Source organism: Streptomyces sp. NPDC058877, assembly GCF_042742855.1.
GTDB lineage: Bacteria > Actinomycetota > Actinomycetes > Streptomycetales > Streptomycetaceae > Streptomyces.
On sequence record NZ_JBHYMF010000159.1, the window covers coordinates 1 to 16504 of the forward strand.

The 16504-nt window shown below is 72.4% G+C and carries 17 protein-coding genes, 2 tRNA genes, 1 pseudogene and 1 riboswitch; of the genes and pseudogenes, 15 read left to right on the plus strand and 5 right to left on the minus strand.

Features of this window, described 5'->3' with window-relative positions; genetic code table 11:
* Window positions 1–168: 168 nt before the first annotated feature.
* A tRNA-Lys gene (locus ACFW2Y_RS27710) sits at window positions 169–241 on the plus strand.
* Window positions 242–389: 148 nt separating this feature from the next.
* Here the strand turns inward: ACFW2Y_RS27710 and ACFW2Y_RS27715 are convergent.
* Window positions 390–887, minus strand: coding sequence for a hypothetical protein (locus ACFW2Y_RS27715; protein WP_384884662.1), 498 nt, complete (start codon window positions 885–887; stop codon window positions 390–392).
* Window positions 888–1308: 421 nt separating this feature from the next.
* Here ACFW2Y_RS27715 and ACFW2Y_RS27720 point away from each other — a divergent pair, with 421 nt between their 5' ends.
* From ACFW2Y_RS27720 to ACFW2Y_RS27730, 3 genes are all read left to right on the plus strand, one after another.
* Window positions 1309–1827, plus strand: a complete 519-nt coding sequence (locus tag ACFW2Y_RS27720; RefSeq protein WP_384884663.1) for a hypothetical protein — start codon at window positions 1309–1311, stop codon at window positions 1825–1827.
* A 164-nt stretch (window positions 1828–1991) separates the two neighbouring features.
* A complete protein-coding gene (locus tag ACFW2Y_RS27725; RefSeq protein ID WP_384884665.1) occupies window positions 1992–2378 on the plus strand; it encodes a hypothetical protein in 387 nt (128 codons plus the stop codon).
* A complete protein-coding gene (locus tag ACFW2Y_RS27730; protein ID WP_384884667.1) occupies window positions 2357–3415 on the plus strand; it encodes a hypothetical protein in 1059 nt (352 codons plus the stop codon). The genes ACFW2Y_RS27725 and ACFW2Y_RS27730 overlap by 22 nt, the downstream gene beginning before the upstream one ends.
* Window positions 3416–3620: 205 nt before the next feature.
* On the opposite strand, the gene ACFW2Y_RS27735 is transcribed toward ACFW2Y_RS27730, so the two are convergent.
* From ACFW2Y_RS27735 to ACFW2Y_RS27745, 3 genes and pseudogenes are all read right to left on the minus strand, one after another.
* Window positions 3621–3860: a hypothetical protein gene (locus ACFW2Y_RS27735; protein ID WP_384884668.1), complete on the minus strand. Its 240-nt coding sequence runs from the start codon at window positions 3858–3860 to the stop codon at window positions 3621–3623.
* A gap of 159 nt (window positions 3861–4019) precedes the next feature.
* Window positions 4020–4121, minus strand: a pseudogene (locus ACFW2Y_RS27740) (DUF4287 domain-containing protein); the annotation flags it as partial.
* 69 nt (window positions 4122–4190) lie between these two features.
* Window positions 4191–4844: a DUF998 domain-containing protein gene (locus tag ACFW2Y_RS27745; RefSeq protein WP_384884669.1), complete on the minus strand. Its 654-nt coding sequence runs from the start codon at window positions 4842–4844 to the stop codon at window positions 4191–4193.
* A gap of 279 nt (window positions 4845–5123) precedes the next feature.
* Here ACFW2Y_RS27745 and ACFW2Y_RS27750 point away from each other — a divergent pair, with 279 nt between their 5' ends.
* Together ACFW2Y_RS27750 and ACFW2Y_RS27755 are read left to right on the plus strand one after the other, a co-directional pair.
* Entirely contained in the window at window positions 5124–6488 is a 1365-nt protein-coding gene (locus ACFW2Y_RS27750; RefSeq protein ID WP_384884670.1) for a diacylglycerol/lipid kinase family protein, read from the plus strand.
* Between the two features lie 40 nt (window positions 6489–6528).
* Complete coding sequence (locus ACFW2Y_RS27755; protein WP_384884672.1) at window positions 6529–7110, plus strand: phosphatase PAP2 family protein; 582 nt, start codon at window positions 6529–6531, stop codon at window positions 7108–7110.
* A gap of 25 nt (window positions 7111–7135) precedes the next feature.
* On the opposite strand, the gene ACFW2Y_RS27760 is transcribed toward ACFW2Y_RS27755, so the two are convergent.
* Window positions 7136–8104, minus strand: coding sequence for a sigma-70 family RNA polymerase sigma factor (locus ACFW2Y_RS27760; RefSeq protein ID WP_384884674.1), 969 nt, complete (start codon window positions 8102–8104; stop codon window positions 7136–7138).
* Window positions 8105–8298: 194 nt separating this feature from the next.
* Between ACFW2Y_RS27760 and ACFW2Y_RS27765 the strand changes: the two genes are divergently transcribed.
* The 9 genes from ACFW2Y_RS27765 to ACFW2Y_RS27805 all read left to right on the plus strand — a co-directional run bounded on the left by ACFW2Y_RS27765 (window position 8299) and on the right by ACFW2Y_RS27805 (window position 16460).
* Window positions 8299–8793 (plus strand): rhodanese-like domain-containing protein, encoded by a 495-nt coding sequence (locus tag ACFW2Y_RS27765; RefSeq protein ID WP_384884676.1) that lies wholly within the window; start codon window positions 8299–8301, stop codon window positions 8791–8793.
* A gap of 54 nt (window positions 8794–8847) precedes the next feature.
* A tRNA-Met gene (locus ACFW2Y_RS27770) sits at window positions 8848–8921 on the plus strand.
* 101 nt (window positions 8922–9022) lie between these two features.
* Window positions 9023–9766, plus strand: a complete 744-nt coding sequence (locus ACFW2Y_RS27775; RefSeq protein ID WP_384884678.1) for a MerR family transcriptional regulator — start codon at window positions 9023–9025, stop codon at window positions 9764–9766.
* 149 nt (window positions 9767–9915) lie between these two features.
* Window positions 9916–10296 carry a hypothetical protein gene (locus ACFW2Y_RS27780; RefSeq protein ID WP_384884680.1) on the plus strand — a complete coding sequence of 127 codons (381 nt, stop codon included), beginning with the start codon at window positions 9916–9918 and terminating at the stop codon, window positions 10294–10296.
* Between the two features lie 67 nt (window positions 10297–10363).
* Window positions 10364–11413, plus strand: coding sequence for a PLP-dependent cysteine synthase family protein (locus ACFW2Y_RS27785; protein ID WP_384884681.1), 1050 nt, complete (start codon window positions 10364–10366; stop codon window positions 11411–11413).
* Window positions 11410–12645 carry an MFS transporter gene (locus ACFW2Y_RS27790; RefSeq protein ID WP_384884683.1) on the plus strand — a complete coding sequence of 412 codons (1236 nt, stop codon included), beginning with the start codon at window positions 11410–11412 and terminating at the stop codon, window positions 12643–12645. Before ACFW2Y_RS27785 ends, ACFW2Y_RS27790 begins: the two co-directional genes overlap by 4 nt.
* A gap of 108 nt (window positions 12646–12753) precedes the next feature.
* The gene (locus ACFW2Y_RS27795) at window positions 12754–13965 is read left to right on the plus strand and encodes a PP2C family protein-serine/threonine phosphatase (protein ID WP_384884685.1); all 1212 of its coding nucleotides are present in this window, start codon (window positions 12754–12756) and stop codon (window positions 13963–13965) included.
* Between the two features lie 212 nt (window positions 13966–14177).
* Window positions 14178–14342: riboswitch (cyclic di-AMP (ydaO/yuaA leader) on the plus strand.
* Window positions 14343–14353: 11 nt separating this feature from the next.
* Window positions 14354–15472, plus strand: a complete 1119-nt coding sequence (locus ACFW2Y_RS27800) for a M23 family metallopeptidase (protein ID WP_384884687.1) — start codon at window positions 14354–14356, stop codon at window positions 15470–15472.
* Between the two features lie 43 nt (window positions 15473–15515).
* Window positions 15516–16460, plus strand: coding sequence for an aldo/keto reductase (locus ACFW2Y_RS27805; protein WP_384884689.1), 945 nt, complete (start codon window positions 15516–15518; stop codon window positions 16458–16460).
* The last annotated feature ends 44 nt before the right edge of the window (window positions 16461–16504 follow it).

Sequence of the window (16504 nt, forward strand, 5' to 3'; positions counted from 1 at the left end):
CAGGTGTTCGTACGGGCCCCGCCCCTTTTCCCGAGCGCCCCGACCCGGACCGCACGCGATCGAACCGCGCCGACAGACCGGTGGGTCACCCGCCACGGCGGCCCGTGTCGGATACCCGGTCGGTTCCCGGGCCCTCTCGGGCTATGCTGCTCGGGTGTGCTTGTCCACGGGCCGTTAGCTCAATTGGCAGAGCAGTGGACTTTTAATCCATTGGTTGTGGGTTCGAGTCCCACACGGCCTACGCACGGCGGGCGAGGGGTGGCCCTCTGACCTGCTACGGAGCGCCCCTACCGGTTTCGGCCGGTCGGGGCGCTTCGTCGCTCCGGGGCCCGTGCGTGAGCGGTGCGTGAGCGGACGGGCCGGCACTCCGGGGCGGAGGCCGAATACATTCAGGACGTCAGGTCGAACTGCTTGAGCCAGTTCGGGTCCCCGTCGCCGACTGAGGCGACCAGGCCGCCGGACAGCAGCACCATGGAGAGGACGAAGGCCATCGGGTCTCCGTAGTGCTCCACCGCCTGGTTCAGGGTCAGGTCGGGAGCGTCCGGGTGGCCGATGAACCCCGACACCTGGAGAAGGTCGTCGTGCTGGATTCCCAGGTTGTCCGACACCCAGAGGACGGTGTCCCGGGCCTGATCCTCGGTGATTTGCTCCCTTGCCCCGACGAGCCAGGCCATGAGGATCGCCATGACCATGGTGGGGTCGGAGGGATGCTCACCTTCGAGGAAGGACCCTCCGGGGCCCTTCGAGGGGTTCTCCATCCAAGTGGCGATGTCCGCTCGCAGGCGCTTCTGGGTCCGGACCCGGGAGATCTCGGAGAGGTCGGGCCTCAGGTCGTGTGCTGCCCGAGCGGCGCGTGCGCTCCGGCGGCGCTGGCTGTTTCTTCCCATGGCCCTGAGCATGCCGCTCGGAATCGTCAGGGGGAAAAACAGCCAATCACCCCACCGCTCTTGGCGGTGAGGTGATTGGGCGCTACAGGAGTCCGATCTACCCTGCAGCGGGCGGCTCTTGGCGCCGACGGGGATCCGTCTTCCATGCGACGCTACCGGGCAGCCATGCGACTGTGCACAGAGCCCGTCAGACATGGAGGCGCCCCTCGACTGGTCTGCCAGGTCTGCCGCTCGTCACGCAGACGGTTGCCATGCCCCTTGAGCTGAACGGGGAAGGTGAGTCGACGTAGCCATATGCAGCTACCGGCTACTGCTTTCGGGGCAAAGATGAGTATGTGCGGCCTGATGGTCACGCCGAGGGAGCTATACAGAAAAGATCAACAACTTCGGCCGCACGGCCGTCAGATTGAGTCGGAGTGCCATGACAACTCTGTGCAGGTTCCTTGGCACAGTGTCGGCGATCACGGCGATTCAGCTGTTCTGGGCGACCGGAAGCGCCATCGCGGACGGCCCTGTCGTAGAGACGGGAGACGCCGTGAGATATACGGCGGACCTGGCGGAGACAGCCGGCATCCACACCAAGGCACCGAAGCTGCCTTACCTCTGCACGGGGGAGGTCGACTACCCCCACCCTTCCCACACGACGGAGTACACCATCAACGCGCACTTCGACACCAAGTGCAGGATGACCGCTCCGAACGTCTCGACTGAAGGAAGTCTTTCGCGCTCGCGTTGGTACGGCTGGGAGCAGCTGAAGACGGCCAAGGGCAGCAAGGCGAACACTCGGTCCCTACGTGTGGTGGCCCCCAAGGGCTGCACGGCCGGGACGAGGTACCGATACAAGGGGCAAGCCCGGTTCTATGTGTCCGGTCCTCAGGGCAAGGGCTCGGCGCACGTCTACAACCAGAACGACAGCGAGATCACGTGCACGAGGCACTGAGGCCGAGCCGCGTCGCGGTAGTCGTCGTCATGTGCGCACTACCGGTGCTGGCCGCATGCGGTAGCGGTCAGCGAGACACCCCGCCTCGCACCGTCCCGCACACACCTGTCTCCCCCTCGGCACCCACCGCACGGGATACCCACCGGGCCGCCGCTCTCCCCCTGATGGCCGGGCATTGGGAGAACGGCGACTCGCATGCGCCACCGAGCCGGCTCACGTGGCAGCGTGATCGCCATGCGGCCCGTGAGCGACTGAGCGTCGAGGTCACGGGGCCGGCGCAGCCCTGGTACGCCTCCTTCATGGTCCACAAGGCCCTCGACGAGAGCGGCATCCCCAAGGAGGACACGGCGAGCCAAACGGTCCTGGCCTGTGGTGACGGCATCACCGACCCCGGTTGCCGGATCACTCGGACCGCCCCTGGCCGATGGCGGGTCGAGACCCTGGATCCCGCCCCGACAAGTCATCCGTATCGCGTTCTGTATGTGCAGTGGCCCTCGGACGAGCCCGGGCAGCCGGAGAAGTGGGCGTCATGGCAACTTCCCACCCCCTGACCGGGATCGCGCGGGATCCGGAAGGGGCGGCCCGGTGGGCCCTGGGCAGGATGGCCGCGGCCGCCGCCGAGGACATTCGGTTCGACGCGGTGGCCGAATCGGCCCAGCACCGGGTCCCGCAGGATGTCGCCGGGCGGTACGGAGCGCACAGCACCGTCCGCTTCGAAAGCAGCGCGCCGGAACCGGCCGCCCGGGAGATCCTCGACGACGCTTCGACCGCGGAACTGCGCCAGGACGTCTCCATCGGCGTGGATCCGTGCCTTGCGCTCACGGATCCGGCCCGGCTCGCCGGCGCGGTGGCCGCCGTCACGGACGGACGCCTCACCTGGCACGGTGGACGGCCCGCCGTCGACGTCGTCCTCACCCCCGACCCGGAATCGGCGGCCCCCGACGACCCGTGGCTCCCCCCGGGCGCGGACCGCCTCACCGTCACCGTCGACGTCCGTACGGGCATGCTGCTGCGCGCCAGCGTCTTCGACGCGCACGGCTGCTTCCGCAGCGGTGAACTCCGGCTCACCCGCTCCTCCGCCGATACGGGCCCGGTTCCCGCCTCGTACGGGACGGGAGCCGGTCCCGTGCTCGCGCGGATGGCCACCAGCCGGCTCGACCCCGTACGGATGCGCGCCGAGATCGACGCCGAACCCGGCATCAGCGAGCCCCTGACACCGGCCTCGCTGCCCTCCCGGCGCCGGTGGACCGTTACCGTCCACAGCCCCGGCACCACCCTGACCACGGACATCAGCGGCGACTACCGCAGCGACCAGGCCACCCCCGCCGCCGCCCGGCTCGCCGAACTCCTCACCCCGGCCCGCATCGTGTCCCACCTCGCCCATGCCACCCCCACCGGCCCCGACTCCCTCCACACCACCGTCCGCCCTCTGCGTGCCTTCCCCCTCAGCGCCTGGGCCCCGGAGGAAGACCTCACCTGCGAGTTCACGATCGACCCCGTCACCGGCATCCTGCTACGCGCCCGTACCGCCGACGCCGCCTCCCGCGTCCTCTTCCGCTGCGACGTCCGGACCCACCACCGCGTGTGAGGGGAGGCTTCGTCGTCCATGCATGAGCGGATGTCAGGAAGCGCATCGGGTCGCCGACGAAACGTACGGTGGGCAGAACTCCGTACCGCTGAACAAGCGGGAAGACTTTGAGGGTGAGTGGTAGTGGCCGCGCTCGTCTACTTCCGGAAGATCTCCGAGGACGGGGAGCTGGTCCGCTATGAGTTCGGGGATGATCCGGACAACTTCACGCGGCATCGACCATGGACAAGGAGTCCCGCAGGTCGTCACCTGACGACGGCCGGACGGACCACTCGTTCGTCAAGGCGTCCCGGAAGATCAGCGCGCTGTGCGAGGAACGCGGCGTGTGGCCGGACCGGGGCATGAGCGTGAGTTGACCGGTCCGTCGAGCCGGCGGCACGGCGTACGCCGCTGCGTCGACGGTCAGCGAGAGTCCCGTGGCGTTCAGTGCCGCGGGGGCGAGCACCGGCTTTACCCGGACGGGCGGGGCCGAACGCTCTCTGAGGAGCTCGGGGGTGCGGCTTCCTGACGGTCCATCTGAAGCGGGCGCCGGAAACCCTCCGGTCTTCTGAGGAGCGCCCCCTCACGTCGTGCGGGTGGGGGCGCCCCTGGTGGGAAGGGCGGGTGGGTACGTGCGGATGGCGTCCTGCCAATCGGCGATCGGGCGGCCGTACTTCTTCTCGATGGAGGGGAAGTAGCTGGCGGGGCCCTTTACCGCGTCGGCCACGGGGCGTCCTCGCTTTCTGTGCGGTGGGTTTCGGTCGGGTGGAGGGGGTCTCGGCGGGTGGTGCGGCGGCTAGGAGGGCGTGCGTGCGGTGCCCAGGCGCACCAGTACGGCGGTCAGCCACAGCAGGCCGAGGCCGGCGCCCGCGGTGAAGGCGAGCACGGAGGCCGCGGAGGACGTGAAGCCGGCGAGCACGACGACCGGTGCGAGGCGCGAGGCCACGGCCCAGCCCCGGTGGCCCCGGGCGGCGAGCGGGCGGGCCAGGACCGGGAACGCGGCGCACAGGGCGAGGTAGCCGACCGTTCCGGCGACCATGTGGGCGGTGCCGTGCCCGCTCATCGTCAGCGGGTCCGGGGAGCCCGCCGGGAAGCCCGCGCCCGCGTCTGCCGGGAAGGCCGCGGCGGCCCAGAAGGAGGCACCGAAGACGCCGAGCAGTACCGGACCCCAGGTGTTGCCGGGGCCGCCGCGCAGGGTTCGGCGCAGACCGGTGGCGCCCGCGAGCAACAGCGTTCCGGTGAGTAGGAAGTTGACCGTCTGGATCCAGCCGGACTCACCGAGGGCGAGCTGGCTGAGGGCGTTGCGGGTGAAGTCGAATCCGTCCCGGGCCAGCCCCTGGGCCGCTCCCAGCAGGAGGAACGACGGTCCTGCCACGGCCGCACCGGTCAGCGCGGTGCGGTGCGCCGGCCGGGTCGCGGCCGGGGCGGGAGCGTTGAGTGCCTGGGCCATGGGGCCTTCCTCCGATCGTGTGGTGTCGCAGTCATGACCGGGGCGGGGCGGAGGACTCACCGCCCCCTTGTCGTGATCCACGTCACAGGTGGTGGGGTCGGGGCGTCGTGCGGGGAACGTCATTCCGGTGGTGGGTTCCGTCCTTCGGAGAACTGCGCCCGGTCTTCCTCCGTCTTGTCCTCCGGGCGGTCCCTCCGCCCTTCCCTCCGGGCGGGTCCGTCCGGGGGCGGTTCGCAGGAGCGTGCGCAAGCGTGCACGCGGAGTGTGGAGGTGGGGCCGGTGTCGGCCAGTGGTTCCGGTGATCCGGCGGGGGAGGCCCGGCGGTTGGCCCGTTGGGCGCTGCTCGCCACGGGGGCCGCGGTCGCGGCGCTGCTGACCGCCCTCGGCGGCGGAATGCTGATCCTGTTGAGCGGGGTCGCGGGGCTCGCGGCCTCGGCCGTGGGGCTCTGGTGGTTCCTCGCGTACCGGGGGCCGCAGCGGGTGGCCGGGGCGCTGCTCGCGGTGGCCGCGCCGCTCGTCACCCTGGTCCTGTTCGTGGTCGGGGGCGTCTGGGGGAACGCGCTCGTGGCGCTCGCGCTGTGGGCCGTGGCGCTGTGCTGCGCGCGGGCCGCGCTGCGCCGTCCCGAGGAGGGCCGGGCCGTACGGCGGGTGGGCGCCCCGGTCACCAGGCCGCGGAAGCCCGTACTGATCATGAATCCGAAGTCCGGCGGCGGGAAGGTCGCCCGCTTCCGACTCGTCGAGCGTGCGGAGCGGCTGGGCGCCCGGGTGGTCCTGCTCGACCCGTCCCGGCCGGCCGATGTCGCCGAGATCGCCCGGAAGGCCGTGGCCGGGGGTGCCGATCTCCTGGGGGTGGCCGGCGGCGACGGCACGCAGGCCTTGGTGGCCGAGGTCGCCGCCGAGCACGGCCTGCCGTTCCTGGTCGTCTCGGCCGGCACCCGCAACCACTTCGCCCTCGACCTGGGGCTCGACCGCGCCGACCCGTCCCGTTGCCTCGACGCACTGGTCGACGGGGAGGAGCTCCTGGTCGACCTGGGGTCGGTCGCCGGGCGGCCCTTCGTCAACACCGTCTCCTTCGGGGTGTACGCGGACGTCGTCCAACGCCCCGAGTACCGCGATGCGAAGGCCGGCACCGCGCTCGACGTCCTGCCCGACCTGCTGCAGGGAGGGGAGGGCGGGCGTCTGGACGCGACCGCCGATGCCACCCCGCTCACCGGTCAACAGGCGATCCTCGTCAGCAACAACCCGTACGCGGCGCCCGATCCGTTCGGCTCGGTCGCCGCCCGCCGGACCCGGCTCGACGGGGGTGAGCTCGGGGTGATCGGCATCCGGGTGGACGGTGCCGCGCAAGCCGCCGAACTGGCGGTGTTGGGGACCCAGGCGACCGGCCTGAACGTCCTGACGGCCCGTAGGGTGGTGGTCGGGAACGGTTCCGGGGAGGTCATCCCCGTCGCCGTGGACGGCGAGGCGCTGACCCTGCCCACGCCCGTCGTGTGCACCCTCCGCCCGCGGGCGTTGCGGGTCCGGGTGCCGCGCGACCGGCCGGGGGCGCCTCCGCCCCCGCCGCCGCTCGATTGGCGGCGCTTGGTCCGGCTGGCCTTCGACGGGCCCGTTCCGGGGGCCGGGTCGCGTGCGGCGACCCGGTGAACCCCCGTATCCCCATCCCCCTGCACCTGAGGAGCGGCGTATGACGGACGACTCGACGAACAGGACCCTCCGGGCGGTGCTGCACGACGTCCGGGCCGTTGACGGCGCCGTGTACGCCGCGGTGGCCGCCACGTCCACCCCCACGCTCGACACGGCCTTCCGCCGGCTCTCCACGGCGGCCGACCACTCCAAGATCTCGTTCGCCGTCGCCGCTGCACTGGCCCTGGTGCCCGGTCGGCCGCGGCGGGCCGCGCTCGCCGGGGTCGGGGCGATCGCGGTGGCCTCGGCCTCGGCGAACCTGCTGGGCAAGCGGCTGGTGCGCAGGTCGAGGCCGGACCGGGAGGCCGCCCGGGTGGTGGTGGGCCGGCACGTCCCCATGCCGGCTTCGGCCTCGTTCCCGTCCGGACACACCGCGTCGGCGGTGGCCTTCGCGACCGCCGTGGGCTCGGTGCTGCCGGCCGCCACGGTGCCCCTCGCGGCCCTGGCGTGGGCCGTGGGCTACTCCCGGGTCCACACCGGTGTGCACTACCCGGGGGACGTCGCCGCCGGCGCCCTCCTGGGCGTCGCGAGCGCGGGGGTGTCCTTGGCGGCCACGAGCTGGCGGGTCGCCAAGAAGAAGTGACCGCCCGTCGGGTCGTGGCGGGGCGTCAGTACGTCGCGCGGGCCAGGTCCTCCTCGGTGAAGCCGAGCGCGGCGATCCGCTCCGGGTCCGCCAGGACGTGCAGGTGGACGATGCGGTCCTCGACGATGGTGAAGGCCATGAGCGCCCCCGGGCGCCCGTCGGCGACGGAGAGGACCGCGGGCTGGCCGTTGGCCACGACCTGCAGCGCCCCCCTGCGGAACTTCGCGTAGGTGAGGGCCTGCGCGATGACGGCCTCGGCGCCCCGCACGACCTTGGAGGCCGCCGCGAGGGTCATGCCGCCGTCCGCGCGCAGCACCACGTTCGGGTCGAGGACGGCGAGCAGGCCTTCGAAGTCGCCGCCGTTCGCCGCGGCGAGGAAGGCATCGGCGATTTCCCGCTGCCGGCGTGCGTCCGGGCCGGGCGCCGGGGTGGCGTCCTGCACCCGGCGCCGGGCGCGGCTGGCGAGCTGGCGGGTCGCGGCCGGGGCGCGGTCCACGATCTTCGCGATCTCGTCGAAGGGGACGGCGAACATGTCGTGCAGGACGAAGGCGAGACGTTCCGCCGGTGCCAGGGTGTCCAGGACGACGAGGAGCGCGAGCCCGACGGATTCGGTCAGCTCGGCCGTGTGCTCGGGGTCGGTGCTGTCGGCCACCCGGACGACCGGGTCGGGGACGTAGTGCTCCAGCGGCTCCTCGCGGCGCGAGCCGCGTGAGCGCAGCATGTCCAGGCAGACCCGGCCGGTGACCGTGGTCAGCCAACCGCTGAGGTTCTCCACCCCGCTGACGTCGCTGCGGTTGAGCTTGAACCAGGTTTCCTGGACGGCGTCCTCGGCTTCGATGAGCGAGCCCAGCATCCGGTAGGCGACCGCCCGCAGGTGCCCGCGGTCGGCGTCGAAGCGTCGGGCCAGGAGCTCCCGGTCGGTGCGCGTGCCGCCGTCCTGGTCGTGGTTCCTGTCGTGGTCCACTCGTCGATCTCCCCGTTCGAGTCCCGTCATGCCGTGATGACGGATGGAATCCCGTCGATGTGACACCTGTGCCGGCCCCGGTCCGCGTGGCGGAGGCGCCCGGCAGCCCGCTGAGTGAGATCCACGGCAGCTTGCGTCAAGTTCCGGGGATTCCCCGGCGGTGGTTCCCCGGTGCCGTGGATGTGTACTTCAGCGTCGTGTCCTTCGTTCGTAGATTGATCACCATGACGACGACAACGACACGGGTCAACCCCGTGCTCCGCACCCCGCCCGCCTCCCCCGCCGCCGCGGTCGCGCACTTCTCCGCGAGCCTGGCCTTCCACGCCGACGTCTCCGACGTGGCCTCCGCGCTCGACACCGCCGCCGCCGAGGGCGTCGACCCGGGCTTCGTGGTCCTCGACTCCCGCTCGACCGCCTCCTGGGACCAGGGGCACGTTCCCGGCGCGGTCCACCTGCCGACCGCGCTCATCGCCGAGCGGGCCGAGCAGCTGCTCGACCGGTCCGTGCCGGTCGTCACCTACTGCTGGGGCCCGGGGTGCAACGGCGCCACGCGTGCCGCGCTGGCCCTCGCCGAGCAGGGCTTCCTGGTGAAGGAGATGCTGGGCGGCTTCGAGTACTGGGTGCGCGAGGGCTTCGCGTACGAGACCTGGGAGGGGGACGCTCGGAAGGCGGCCGACCCCCTGACGGCGCCGGTCGACTCCGAGGACTGCGGCTGCTGACGGGAAACCGATTTCGCGATCGCCCCGGTCATGCCGTAGAGTCATGTTCACCGACGCGGGGTGGAGCAGCTCGGTAGCTCGCTGGGCTCATAACCCAGAGGTCGCAGGTTCAAATCCTGTCCCCGCTACTGAAGGACGAGGGCCCGGATCCATGAGGATCCGGGCCTTCGTCGTGTTGCGCCACCTTCCGCTTGACCTTGACGCTACGTCAAGATCTAGCGTTCTCGGCATGGAGTGGTCGATCCAGGAGATCGCCAAGAAGGCCGGCACCACCAGCCGCACCCTCCGGCACTACGGGGAGCGCGGGTTGCTGGAACCGAGCCGGATCGGCGCGAACGGTTACCGGTACTACGACCAGGCGGCGCTCGTCCGGCTGCAGCGGATCCTGCTGCTGCGCGAGCTCGGGCTCTCGCTGCCCGCCATCGCCGAGGTCCTCGCGGGGCAGCGGGACACCTCCGCCGCCCTGCGTACCCACCTCGCCCTGTTGGAGCAGGAACGCGAGCGCATCGGACGCCAGATCGCGTCGGTGCGGACCACTCTGCAGAAGACCGAGAAGGGAGAAGAACTCATGGCCGACGAAGTGTTCGACGGCTTCGACCACACGAAGTACGAGAAAGAGGTCACCGAGCGCTGGGGGGCCGAGGCGTACGCGGAGGGCGACCGCTGGTGGCGCTCGCTCGACGCCGGGCAGAAGAAGGCGTTCGTGGCGGAGCAGGCCGAGATCGCCCGCGACTTCGGGCGGGCGGCGCGGTCCGGTCTCGCCGCCGACGGCGAGGAGGTGCAGGCCATCGTGCGGCGCCAGGTCGCATGGCTGTCGAAGACCGCGACGCCGAGCAAGGAGTACCTGATCGGACTCGGCCAGATGTACGTCGACGACCCGCGCTTCACCGCCCACTACGACAAGCACGGGGAGGGCACCGCGCTCCTGGTCCGGGACGCGATGACCGTCCATGCGGAGCGGTACGTGGGCTGATCCGCCGCCCACGGCGTGCGGAACCCGTGGGGACCGGCCGCCCGCAGACCGCGGGGCCCCGGTGATCCGCTGCCCGAAGTAAACGGTGGCCAAAACCGCGCTCGCCTCTTTGTGGGCGTGCGATGCCCCACCGTAGTCTCACGCGCACCATGAGTAGTGAAGGGTGTGTGAGGGAGCTGAGCCGGCGGGCGCCCGCCGTGCTCGTCCTGCTTGCGCTCCTCGCACTCCTCGTGGGCGTCTGCCACGGCCCCCACGGGCACGCGCTGCCGACCTCCGCCCCGGCCACCGTCTTCGCCCCCGTGCCCCCGCACGGCTGTGAGCGCTCCGGTGACCCGTGGTCCTTCGACGCGCCCCTGCCCGCGCAGGGTGCGGCCTCCCAGCTCGCCGCGCCGGACGCCGGCGGGGCCACGACCCGGTCGTACGCGGCGGACCTCCGCACCGACCCCCGCGCGCGCTGCGTCCGGGGCAGGGCGGGACCCGGGCCCGAGCCGGGCCGTCTGCTGATCGCCCTCGGAGTGGACCGGAACTGAACCGGGTCCCGCCCCCCGCGTGACCAGGTTCCCTTCCGCGTACCCACCAGCAAGGACGTACCCCGCCATGAGCGCACCACGGACCGGCTCCCCGCTGCCCGCCGCCCCGCAGGCCCCGACCCACGTCCAGACCGTCGGCAACACCCCCGTCCTGTGGACGGACGACGGCTACTGGGCCAAGCTCGAAGGCTTCAACTTCGGCGGCATCAAGGACCGCGCCGCCCTCTACATGGTCGAGCAGGCCCGTCGTCGAGGGGAGTTGCGGCCGGGCGCCCCGATCGTCGAGTCCTCCTCCGGGACCCTCGGCCTCGGTCTGGCCCTCGCGGGCGTGCTCCACGGCCACCCCGTGCACGTCATCACCGACCCCGGTCTCGAACCGATCGTCGAGCGGATGCTCGTCGCCCACGGCGCCCGGGTCCACCTGGTGCGCGAGCCGAGCCCGCGGGGCGGTTGGCAGCAGGCCCGGATGGACCGGGTCGCCGAGCTGTTGCAGGGCCTCGACGGCGCTTGGTGGCCCGACCAGTACGGGAACCCCGACAACCCCGATGCGTACGCGGGGCTCGCCGCCGAGCTGGCCGCGCAACTGGACCGGATCGACGTCCTGGTCTGCGCGGTCGGCACCGGGGGGCATTCGGCCGGGATCGCCCGGGCCCTGCGCGCCACCAGCAGTCCGGCCCTGGAACTGGTCGGCGTGGACTCCGTGAACTCCACCGTCTTCGGGTTGCCGGCCGGGGAGCGGCTGATGCGCGGCCTCGGCTCCTCCATCCACCCGGCCAATGTGGACCACGGGGCCTTCGACGAGGTCCACTGGGTGGGCCCGGCGGAGGCGGTGCGGGCGGCCCGCCGCCTGGCCTCCCGCCAGTTCGCGACGGGAGGCTGGAGCGTGGGGGCGGTCGCACTGGTCGCCGGATGGCTGGCCCGCACCAGGCCGCGCGGGACCCGGATCGCGGCGGTCTTCCCGGACGGGCCGCAGCGGTACTTCGACACCGTCTTCAACGACGAGTTCTGCGCGGCGCACGGCCTCCTCGACGGGCCCGTGAGGGAGGCGCCGGCCGGGTACGTCTCCGGTGAAACCGTCAGCGGCTGGACCCGCCGGGACCTGGGGAGGGCCCGGTGACCACGGCGACCGCGCCCGCCAAGGGCGGCATCTGGAGGCAGACCCGCAGCTTCGACCCGGCCGTCCGGCTGCTCTTCCTCAACCAGCTGACCATCAATCTGGGCTTCTACATGCTCATGCCGTACCTGGCCGCGCACCTGGCGGACGGGCTCGGGATGGCCGCCTGGGCCGTCGGTCTCGTCCTCGGCGCCCGGAACCTCTCCCAGCAGGGCATGTTCCTCGTCGGCGGGGCGCTCGCCGACCGGCTCGGCTTCAAACCGCTCATCGTGGCCGGCTGCGCGCTGCGGACGGTCGGCTTCGGGGCGCTCGCCCTCGCGCAGTCGCTGCCGTGGCTGATCGCCGCCTCGCTTGCCACGGGACTGGCGGGCGCGCTGTTCAACCCGGCGGTGCGTGCCTGTCTCGCGGCGGAGGCGGGGGAGGAGCGACGGGTGGAGGCCTTCGCGCTGTTCAACGCCTACTACCAGGCGGGCATCCTGCTCGGGCCGCTCGTCGGGGTGGCCCTGACGGGGGTGTCGTTCCGGCTGACGTGCGTGGTGGCGGCGGTGTTGTTCGCCGGGCTGACCCTGGTCCAGCTCCGGCACCTGCCCGTGCGGACCGCCTCCGGCGCCGGAGACGGTGGGGAGGGGGAGCGGGGGCAGTTCCGCACCGTGCTCGCGCACCGCACCTTCTGGCTCTTCTCGCTGGCCATGACCGGCTCGTACGTGCTGTCCTTCCAGGTCTACCTGGCGCTGCCGCTCGCCGCGGGCGGTACGGCGACGACGACCGCGCTGTTCGTGGTCTCGGCGCTCGTCGCGCTCGCCGGACAACTGAGGATCACGGCCTGGTGCCGGCACCGCCTCAGCCGGGAGCGGTGCCTGGTCCTCGGACTCGGCCTGATGGGCAGCGCCTTCCTGCTCCCGGCCGCCCTGGGCCGGGGCGTGGTGGGGCTGCTGTCGTGCGCGGCGGTCCTGGCCGTCGCGAACGCGGTGCTCTACCCGTACGAGATGGACACCGTCGTCGCCCTGGCCCGGGGCCGCTGGGTCGCCACCCACTACGGGCTCTACAACACGGTGTGCGGGGTCGGCATCACCCTGGGGAACCTGGGGACGGGTGCGCTGTTGGACGTCACCGGGTGGTCGGCGGTGCCGTGGCTCGCGCTGTGCGGGGTCGGCCTGGTGTGTGCGACGGCGATGGCCCTGTTGGCCCGGGGCGGGCGGCTCGCCGAGGGGGTCGTCGCCCCGGCGTCGGGCTGACGCCGTCCACCGGTCGGCCGCCCGGGAGTCGCCGCCGCGCGTGACGGCGGCGACCCTGGGAGGGCGCGGTGCGGACCGCGGCCGGTCGGACCGGGCAGGAGAGCACAGGTGGGGCACCCCGTAGGAGCGGCGGACGGAACGCGGCGGCGCGACGAGGCCCGTCCGGCGTACGGCAGGGTCCGGCGGTTCCTCCGCACCCTGCCCCCGCTGATCATCGTGGGCGGTGTCGTCTTCGACCTGCTGACACCGCCCGCGTACACGGCGGCGCCGCTCTTCTCCGCCGCCCCGCTGGTCGCCGCGCCCTTCTTCTCGACGCTGACCAGCCTGCTCACCGGCCTCGCCGCGGTCCTGGCCTCCATCGGACTGCACGTCTACAACGGCACCTCCTTCGACATCCCGCCCCTCACCGAGACCCTGACCGTGGTCACCGTCTCCGTGCTCGCCCTGCTCATCAACCGGGTCGTGCGCCGCAGCGGCGAGCGCCTCGCCTCGGCGCGGGTGATCGCCGAGGCTGCGCAGAAGGCCGTGCTGCCGACGCCCGCCGAGCGGATCGGGGGGCTGCAGTGCGCGGCGCGGTACGAGGCGGCGCAGGCCGACGCGTTCATCGGCGGGGACCTGTTCGCCGTGCAGGACACCCCGCACGGGGTGCGGCTGGTGGTCGGGGACGTGCGGGGCAAGGGGATGGACGCGGTCGAGGCGGTCGCCGTCATCGTGGGGGCCTTCCGGGAGGCGGCCGAGCAGGAGCGGTCCCTGGAGGGGGTGGCGCAGCGGCTGGAGCGGGCACTGGCCCGGGAGGGCACCCGCCGGGACGAGCTCGACGCGGTCGAGGGGTTCACGACCGCGGTGTTGGCCGAGGTCCCGCATCCGGGCGGGAGCGGGACCTTCGACGGCTTCGTCCGGGTCGTCAACCGCGGGCACCCGCCGCCGCTGGTGCTGCACGGGGACGGGCGGCTGGCCGCCCTGGAGCCGGACGAGGCCGCGCTACCGCTCGGCATGGGGGAGTTGGGTGCGTGGCCGGACCGGGCGCAGGCCCGGCCGTTCCCACCGGGTGCGACGCTGCTCTTCTACACCGACGGCCTCTCGGAGGCCCGGAACGGGCAGGGCGTCTTCTACGATCCGGCGGCCCGGCTCGCCGGGCGGATCTTCCCGGGCCCGGAGGAACTGCTCGATGCGCTCGTGGACGACGTGCGCCTCCACACGGGTGGCGGTGCGACGGACGACATGGCGCTGCTCGCGGTGAGCCGGCCGGCGAGCGGGCAGCCGGAGCGGCGCCGGACGATGCCGGTCGTGCCGCCGGCCGGCTCCGGTCACCAGGGGTAGTCGAGGGGTGTCACTGCGATAACAATTGACACAACGTCAGATTCTGAAGGTTTCGCCCCACCCGCCCCGGACCTTGTTGAGTGGGGGTCAAATCGCCTCATAGTGCGCCAATTCAATGAATGATCAAGGAGAACGGCTTGGAATCGGGAGGCCCTGTCTATTAACGTTCGATAACGCAGTGCGGTCGTCACAGCCGTCGCAAGAGGCGGCACCGTGCGCATGCGCCGAATCCTGAAAGGGAACCGGGGAACCACCACTTGGGGTGAATCGGGCCCCTTCGCACGCGTGCGAACCACGCACCCGCGCGAGCGAGCCCGTAGGAGACCTTCCTGCTCCGAACCCGTCAGCTAACCCGGTAGGCGAGGAGGAAGGAAAGGAGCGCGCCCCCGTGGCGTCCAACACCCCCGCACCCGAGGCCCCCTTCGACGCCTTTGGCGGCGGTGCGGGTCCCGCTGCCGAAGGCACCGAGTGGAACCCCACCGAGGGCTCCCTCCGGGCCGAGAACCGTTCCGGCGGCCGGCACCGGGTCGTCAAGCAGCGCTCCAACTTCGCCCGCTCCTCCACCGTCCTCGGCGTCGGCGTGATCGCTGCCGTCGGCGCGGGCGGCCTCGCCACCGCGCAGGAGAAGCCCCCGGTGGCGATATCCCTCCCCGACCTGCCCGACCTGAACCTTCCGGACGCCCAGGACCTCCCCGGCGTCGGCGCGTTCCTCTCCGGCGACGAAGAGGAGGCGCCCGTCACCACGGCCACCGCCAACCCGAACCCGCTCACCAGCACCACGTACGCCACCGCGACCGAGGACCGGAGCGGTCAGGCCGAGCAGGTCTCCGCCGGCACCGCCGACGCGGGAGAGGCCCTGCGCGCCCGCATCCTCCAGCAGGCCGAGCAGCAGCAGGCCTCCGCAGACGCCACCGAGAAGGCCGAGGCGGAGAGGGCGGCGGCGGAGAAGGCGGCCGTCGAGGCCGCGGCCAAGGCGGAGGCAGCCGCGAAGGCCGAGGCGGAGGCCAAGGCGAAGGCCGAGGCGGAAGCCAAGGCGAAGGCCGAGGCGGAGGCGGCGGCGAAGGCTGCGGCCGAGGCCGAGGCCGAGCGCCTGGCCCAGCTCGCCGCGAGCTACTCGCTCCCCCTCTCCTCGTACACGATCACCTCCACCTACATGCAGTCCGGTTCCATGTGGTCCTCCGGCTACCACACCGGCCTCGACTTCGCCGCCCCCACGGGCACCCCGCTGAAGGCCGTCCACGGCGCGACCGTCAAGTCGGCCGGCTGGTCCGGCTCCTACGGCTACCGGATCGTCCTGGAGCTGGAGGACGGCACCGAGATCTGGTACTGCCACCTGTCGTCCATGACGGTCAGCGTCGGCCAGACCGTGGGCACCGGCGAGACGATCGGCCGCGTCGGTGCCACCGGCAACGTCACCGGCCCCCACCTCCACCTGGAGGTCCACACCCCCGGCGGCGACGGCATCGACCCGGCCGGCTGGCTCCGCTCCAAGGGCCTGAGCATCTGACCCCGGTGGAATAGGCCCGGCGGCGGGACCCGTTGGTCCATTCATGACCACCCTCCGCCCGCTGGGCACCTCCGAGCTGCACGTCTTCCCCCTCGCCCTGGGCGGCAACGTCTTCGGCTGGACCGCCGACGAGGACCAGTCCTTCGCCGTCCTTGACGCCTACGCCGCAGCCGGTGGCAATTTCATCGACTCCGCCGACGTCTATTCCGCGTGGGCCGAGGGCAACGAGGGCGGCGAGTCCGAGACCGTCATCGGCCGCTGGCTCGCCTCCCGGGGCAACCGCTCCGAGGTCGTCGTCGCCACCAAGGTCGGCGCCCACCCCCACTTCAAGGGCCTCTCCGCCGCCACCATCAAGGCGGGCGCGGAGGAGTCGCTGCGCCGCCTGGGCACCGACCACATCGACCTCTACTACACCCACTTCGACGACGAGTCCGTCCCCGTCGAGGAGATCGTCACCGCCCTCGACGGGCTGGTGCGGGAGGGCAAGGTGCGGGCCGTCGCCGCCTCCAACATCTCCCCGGAGCGGCTGAGCGCCTCCCTCGACTTCGCCGAAGCCGAAGGCCTCGCCCGGTACGTCGCCCTCCAGCCGCACTACAACCTGGTCTCGCGCGACACCTACGAGGGACCGCTGCTGGACGTCGTCGCCGGGGCGGGCATCTCCGCCGTCCCCTACTACGGCCTCGCGTCCGGCTTCCTCACGGGCAAGTACCGCCCCGGGAAGACCGTCGAGAGCGCCCGCGCCCACCGCGCGGCGGCGCTCGCCGAGACCGGGCGCGGACGGGCCGTGCTCACCGCGCTCGACACGGTCGCCGAAGCACACGGCGCGGAGCCCGCCACCGTCGCCCTGGCCTGGCTGGCCTCCCGGCCGACCGTCGCCGCCCCGATCGCCTCGGCCCGCACGGTGGAGCAGGTCCCGGCCCTGGTCGCCGTCGCCGACCTCACCCTGACCGAGGCCGAACTGACCCTCCTCACGGAGGCCTCGGCCTGAGCCGCCGGCCGGGGTGCCGACGGCCGCGTCCCCGGTCCGACACC

Bases quoted from the DNA above. Each gene is read 5' to 3' on its own strand.
- ACFW2Y_RS27715 (WP_384884662.1), bottom strand. From the start codon at position 887: ATGGGAAGAAACAGCCAGCGCCGCCGGAGCGCACGCGCCGCTCGGGCA.
- ACFW2Y_RS27720 (WP_384884663.1), top strand. From the start codon at position 1,309: ATGACAACTCTGTGCAGGTTCCTTGGCACAGTGTCGGCGATCACGGCG.
- ACFW2Y_RS27725 (WP_384884665.1), top strand. From the start codon at position 1,992: ATGGCCGGGCATTGGGAGAACGGCGACTCGCATGCGCCACCGAGCCGG.
- ACFW2Y_RS27730 (WP_384884667.1), top strand. From the start codon at position 2,357: ATGGCAACTTCCCACCCCCTGACCGGGATCGCGCGGGATCCGGAAGGG.
- ACFW2Y_RS27745 (WP_384884669.1), bottom strand. From the start codon at position 4,844: ATGGCCCAGGCACTCAACGCTCCCGCCCCGGCCGCGACCCGGCCGGCG.
- ACFW2Y_RS27755 (WP_384884672.1), top strand. From the start codon at position 6,529: ATGACGGACGACTCGACGAACAGGACCCTCCGGGCGGTGCTGCACGAC.
- ACFW2Y_RS27760 (WP_384884674.1), bottom strand. From the start codon at position 8,104: ATGACGGGACTCGAACGGGGAGATCGACGAGTGGACCACGACAGGAAC.
- ACFW2Y_RS27765 (WP_384884676.1), top strand. From the start codon at position 8,299: ATGACGACGACAACGACACGGGTCAACCCCGTGCTCCGCACCCCGCCC.
- ACFW2Y_RS27775 (WP_384884678.1), top strand. From the start codon at position 9,023: ATGGAGTGGTCGATCCAGGAGATCGCCAAGAAGGCCGGCACCACCAGC.
- ACFW2Y_RS27780 (WP_384884680.1), top strand. From the start codon at position 9,916: ATGAGTAGTGAAGGGTGTGTGAGGGAGCTGAGCCGGCGGGCGCCCGCC.
- ACFW2Y_RS27785 (WP_384884681.1), top strand. From the start codon at position 10,364: ATGAGCGCACCACGGACCGGCTCCCCGCTGCCCGCCGCCCCGCAGGCC.
- ACFW2Y_RS27805 (WP_384884689.1), top strand. From the start codon at position 15,516: ATGACCACCCTCCGCCCGCTGGGCACCTCCGAGCTGCACGTCTTCCCC.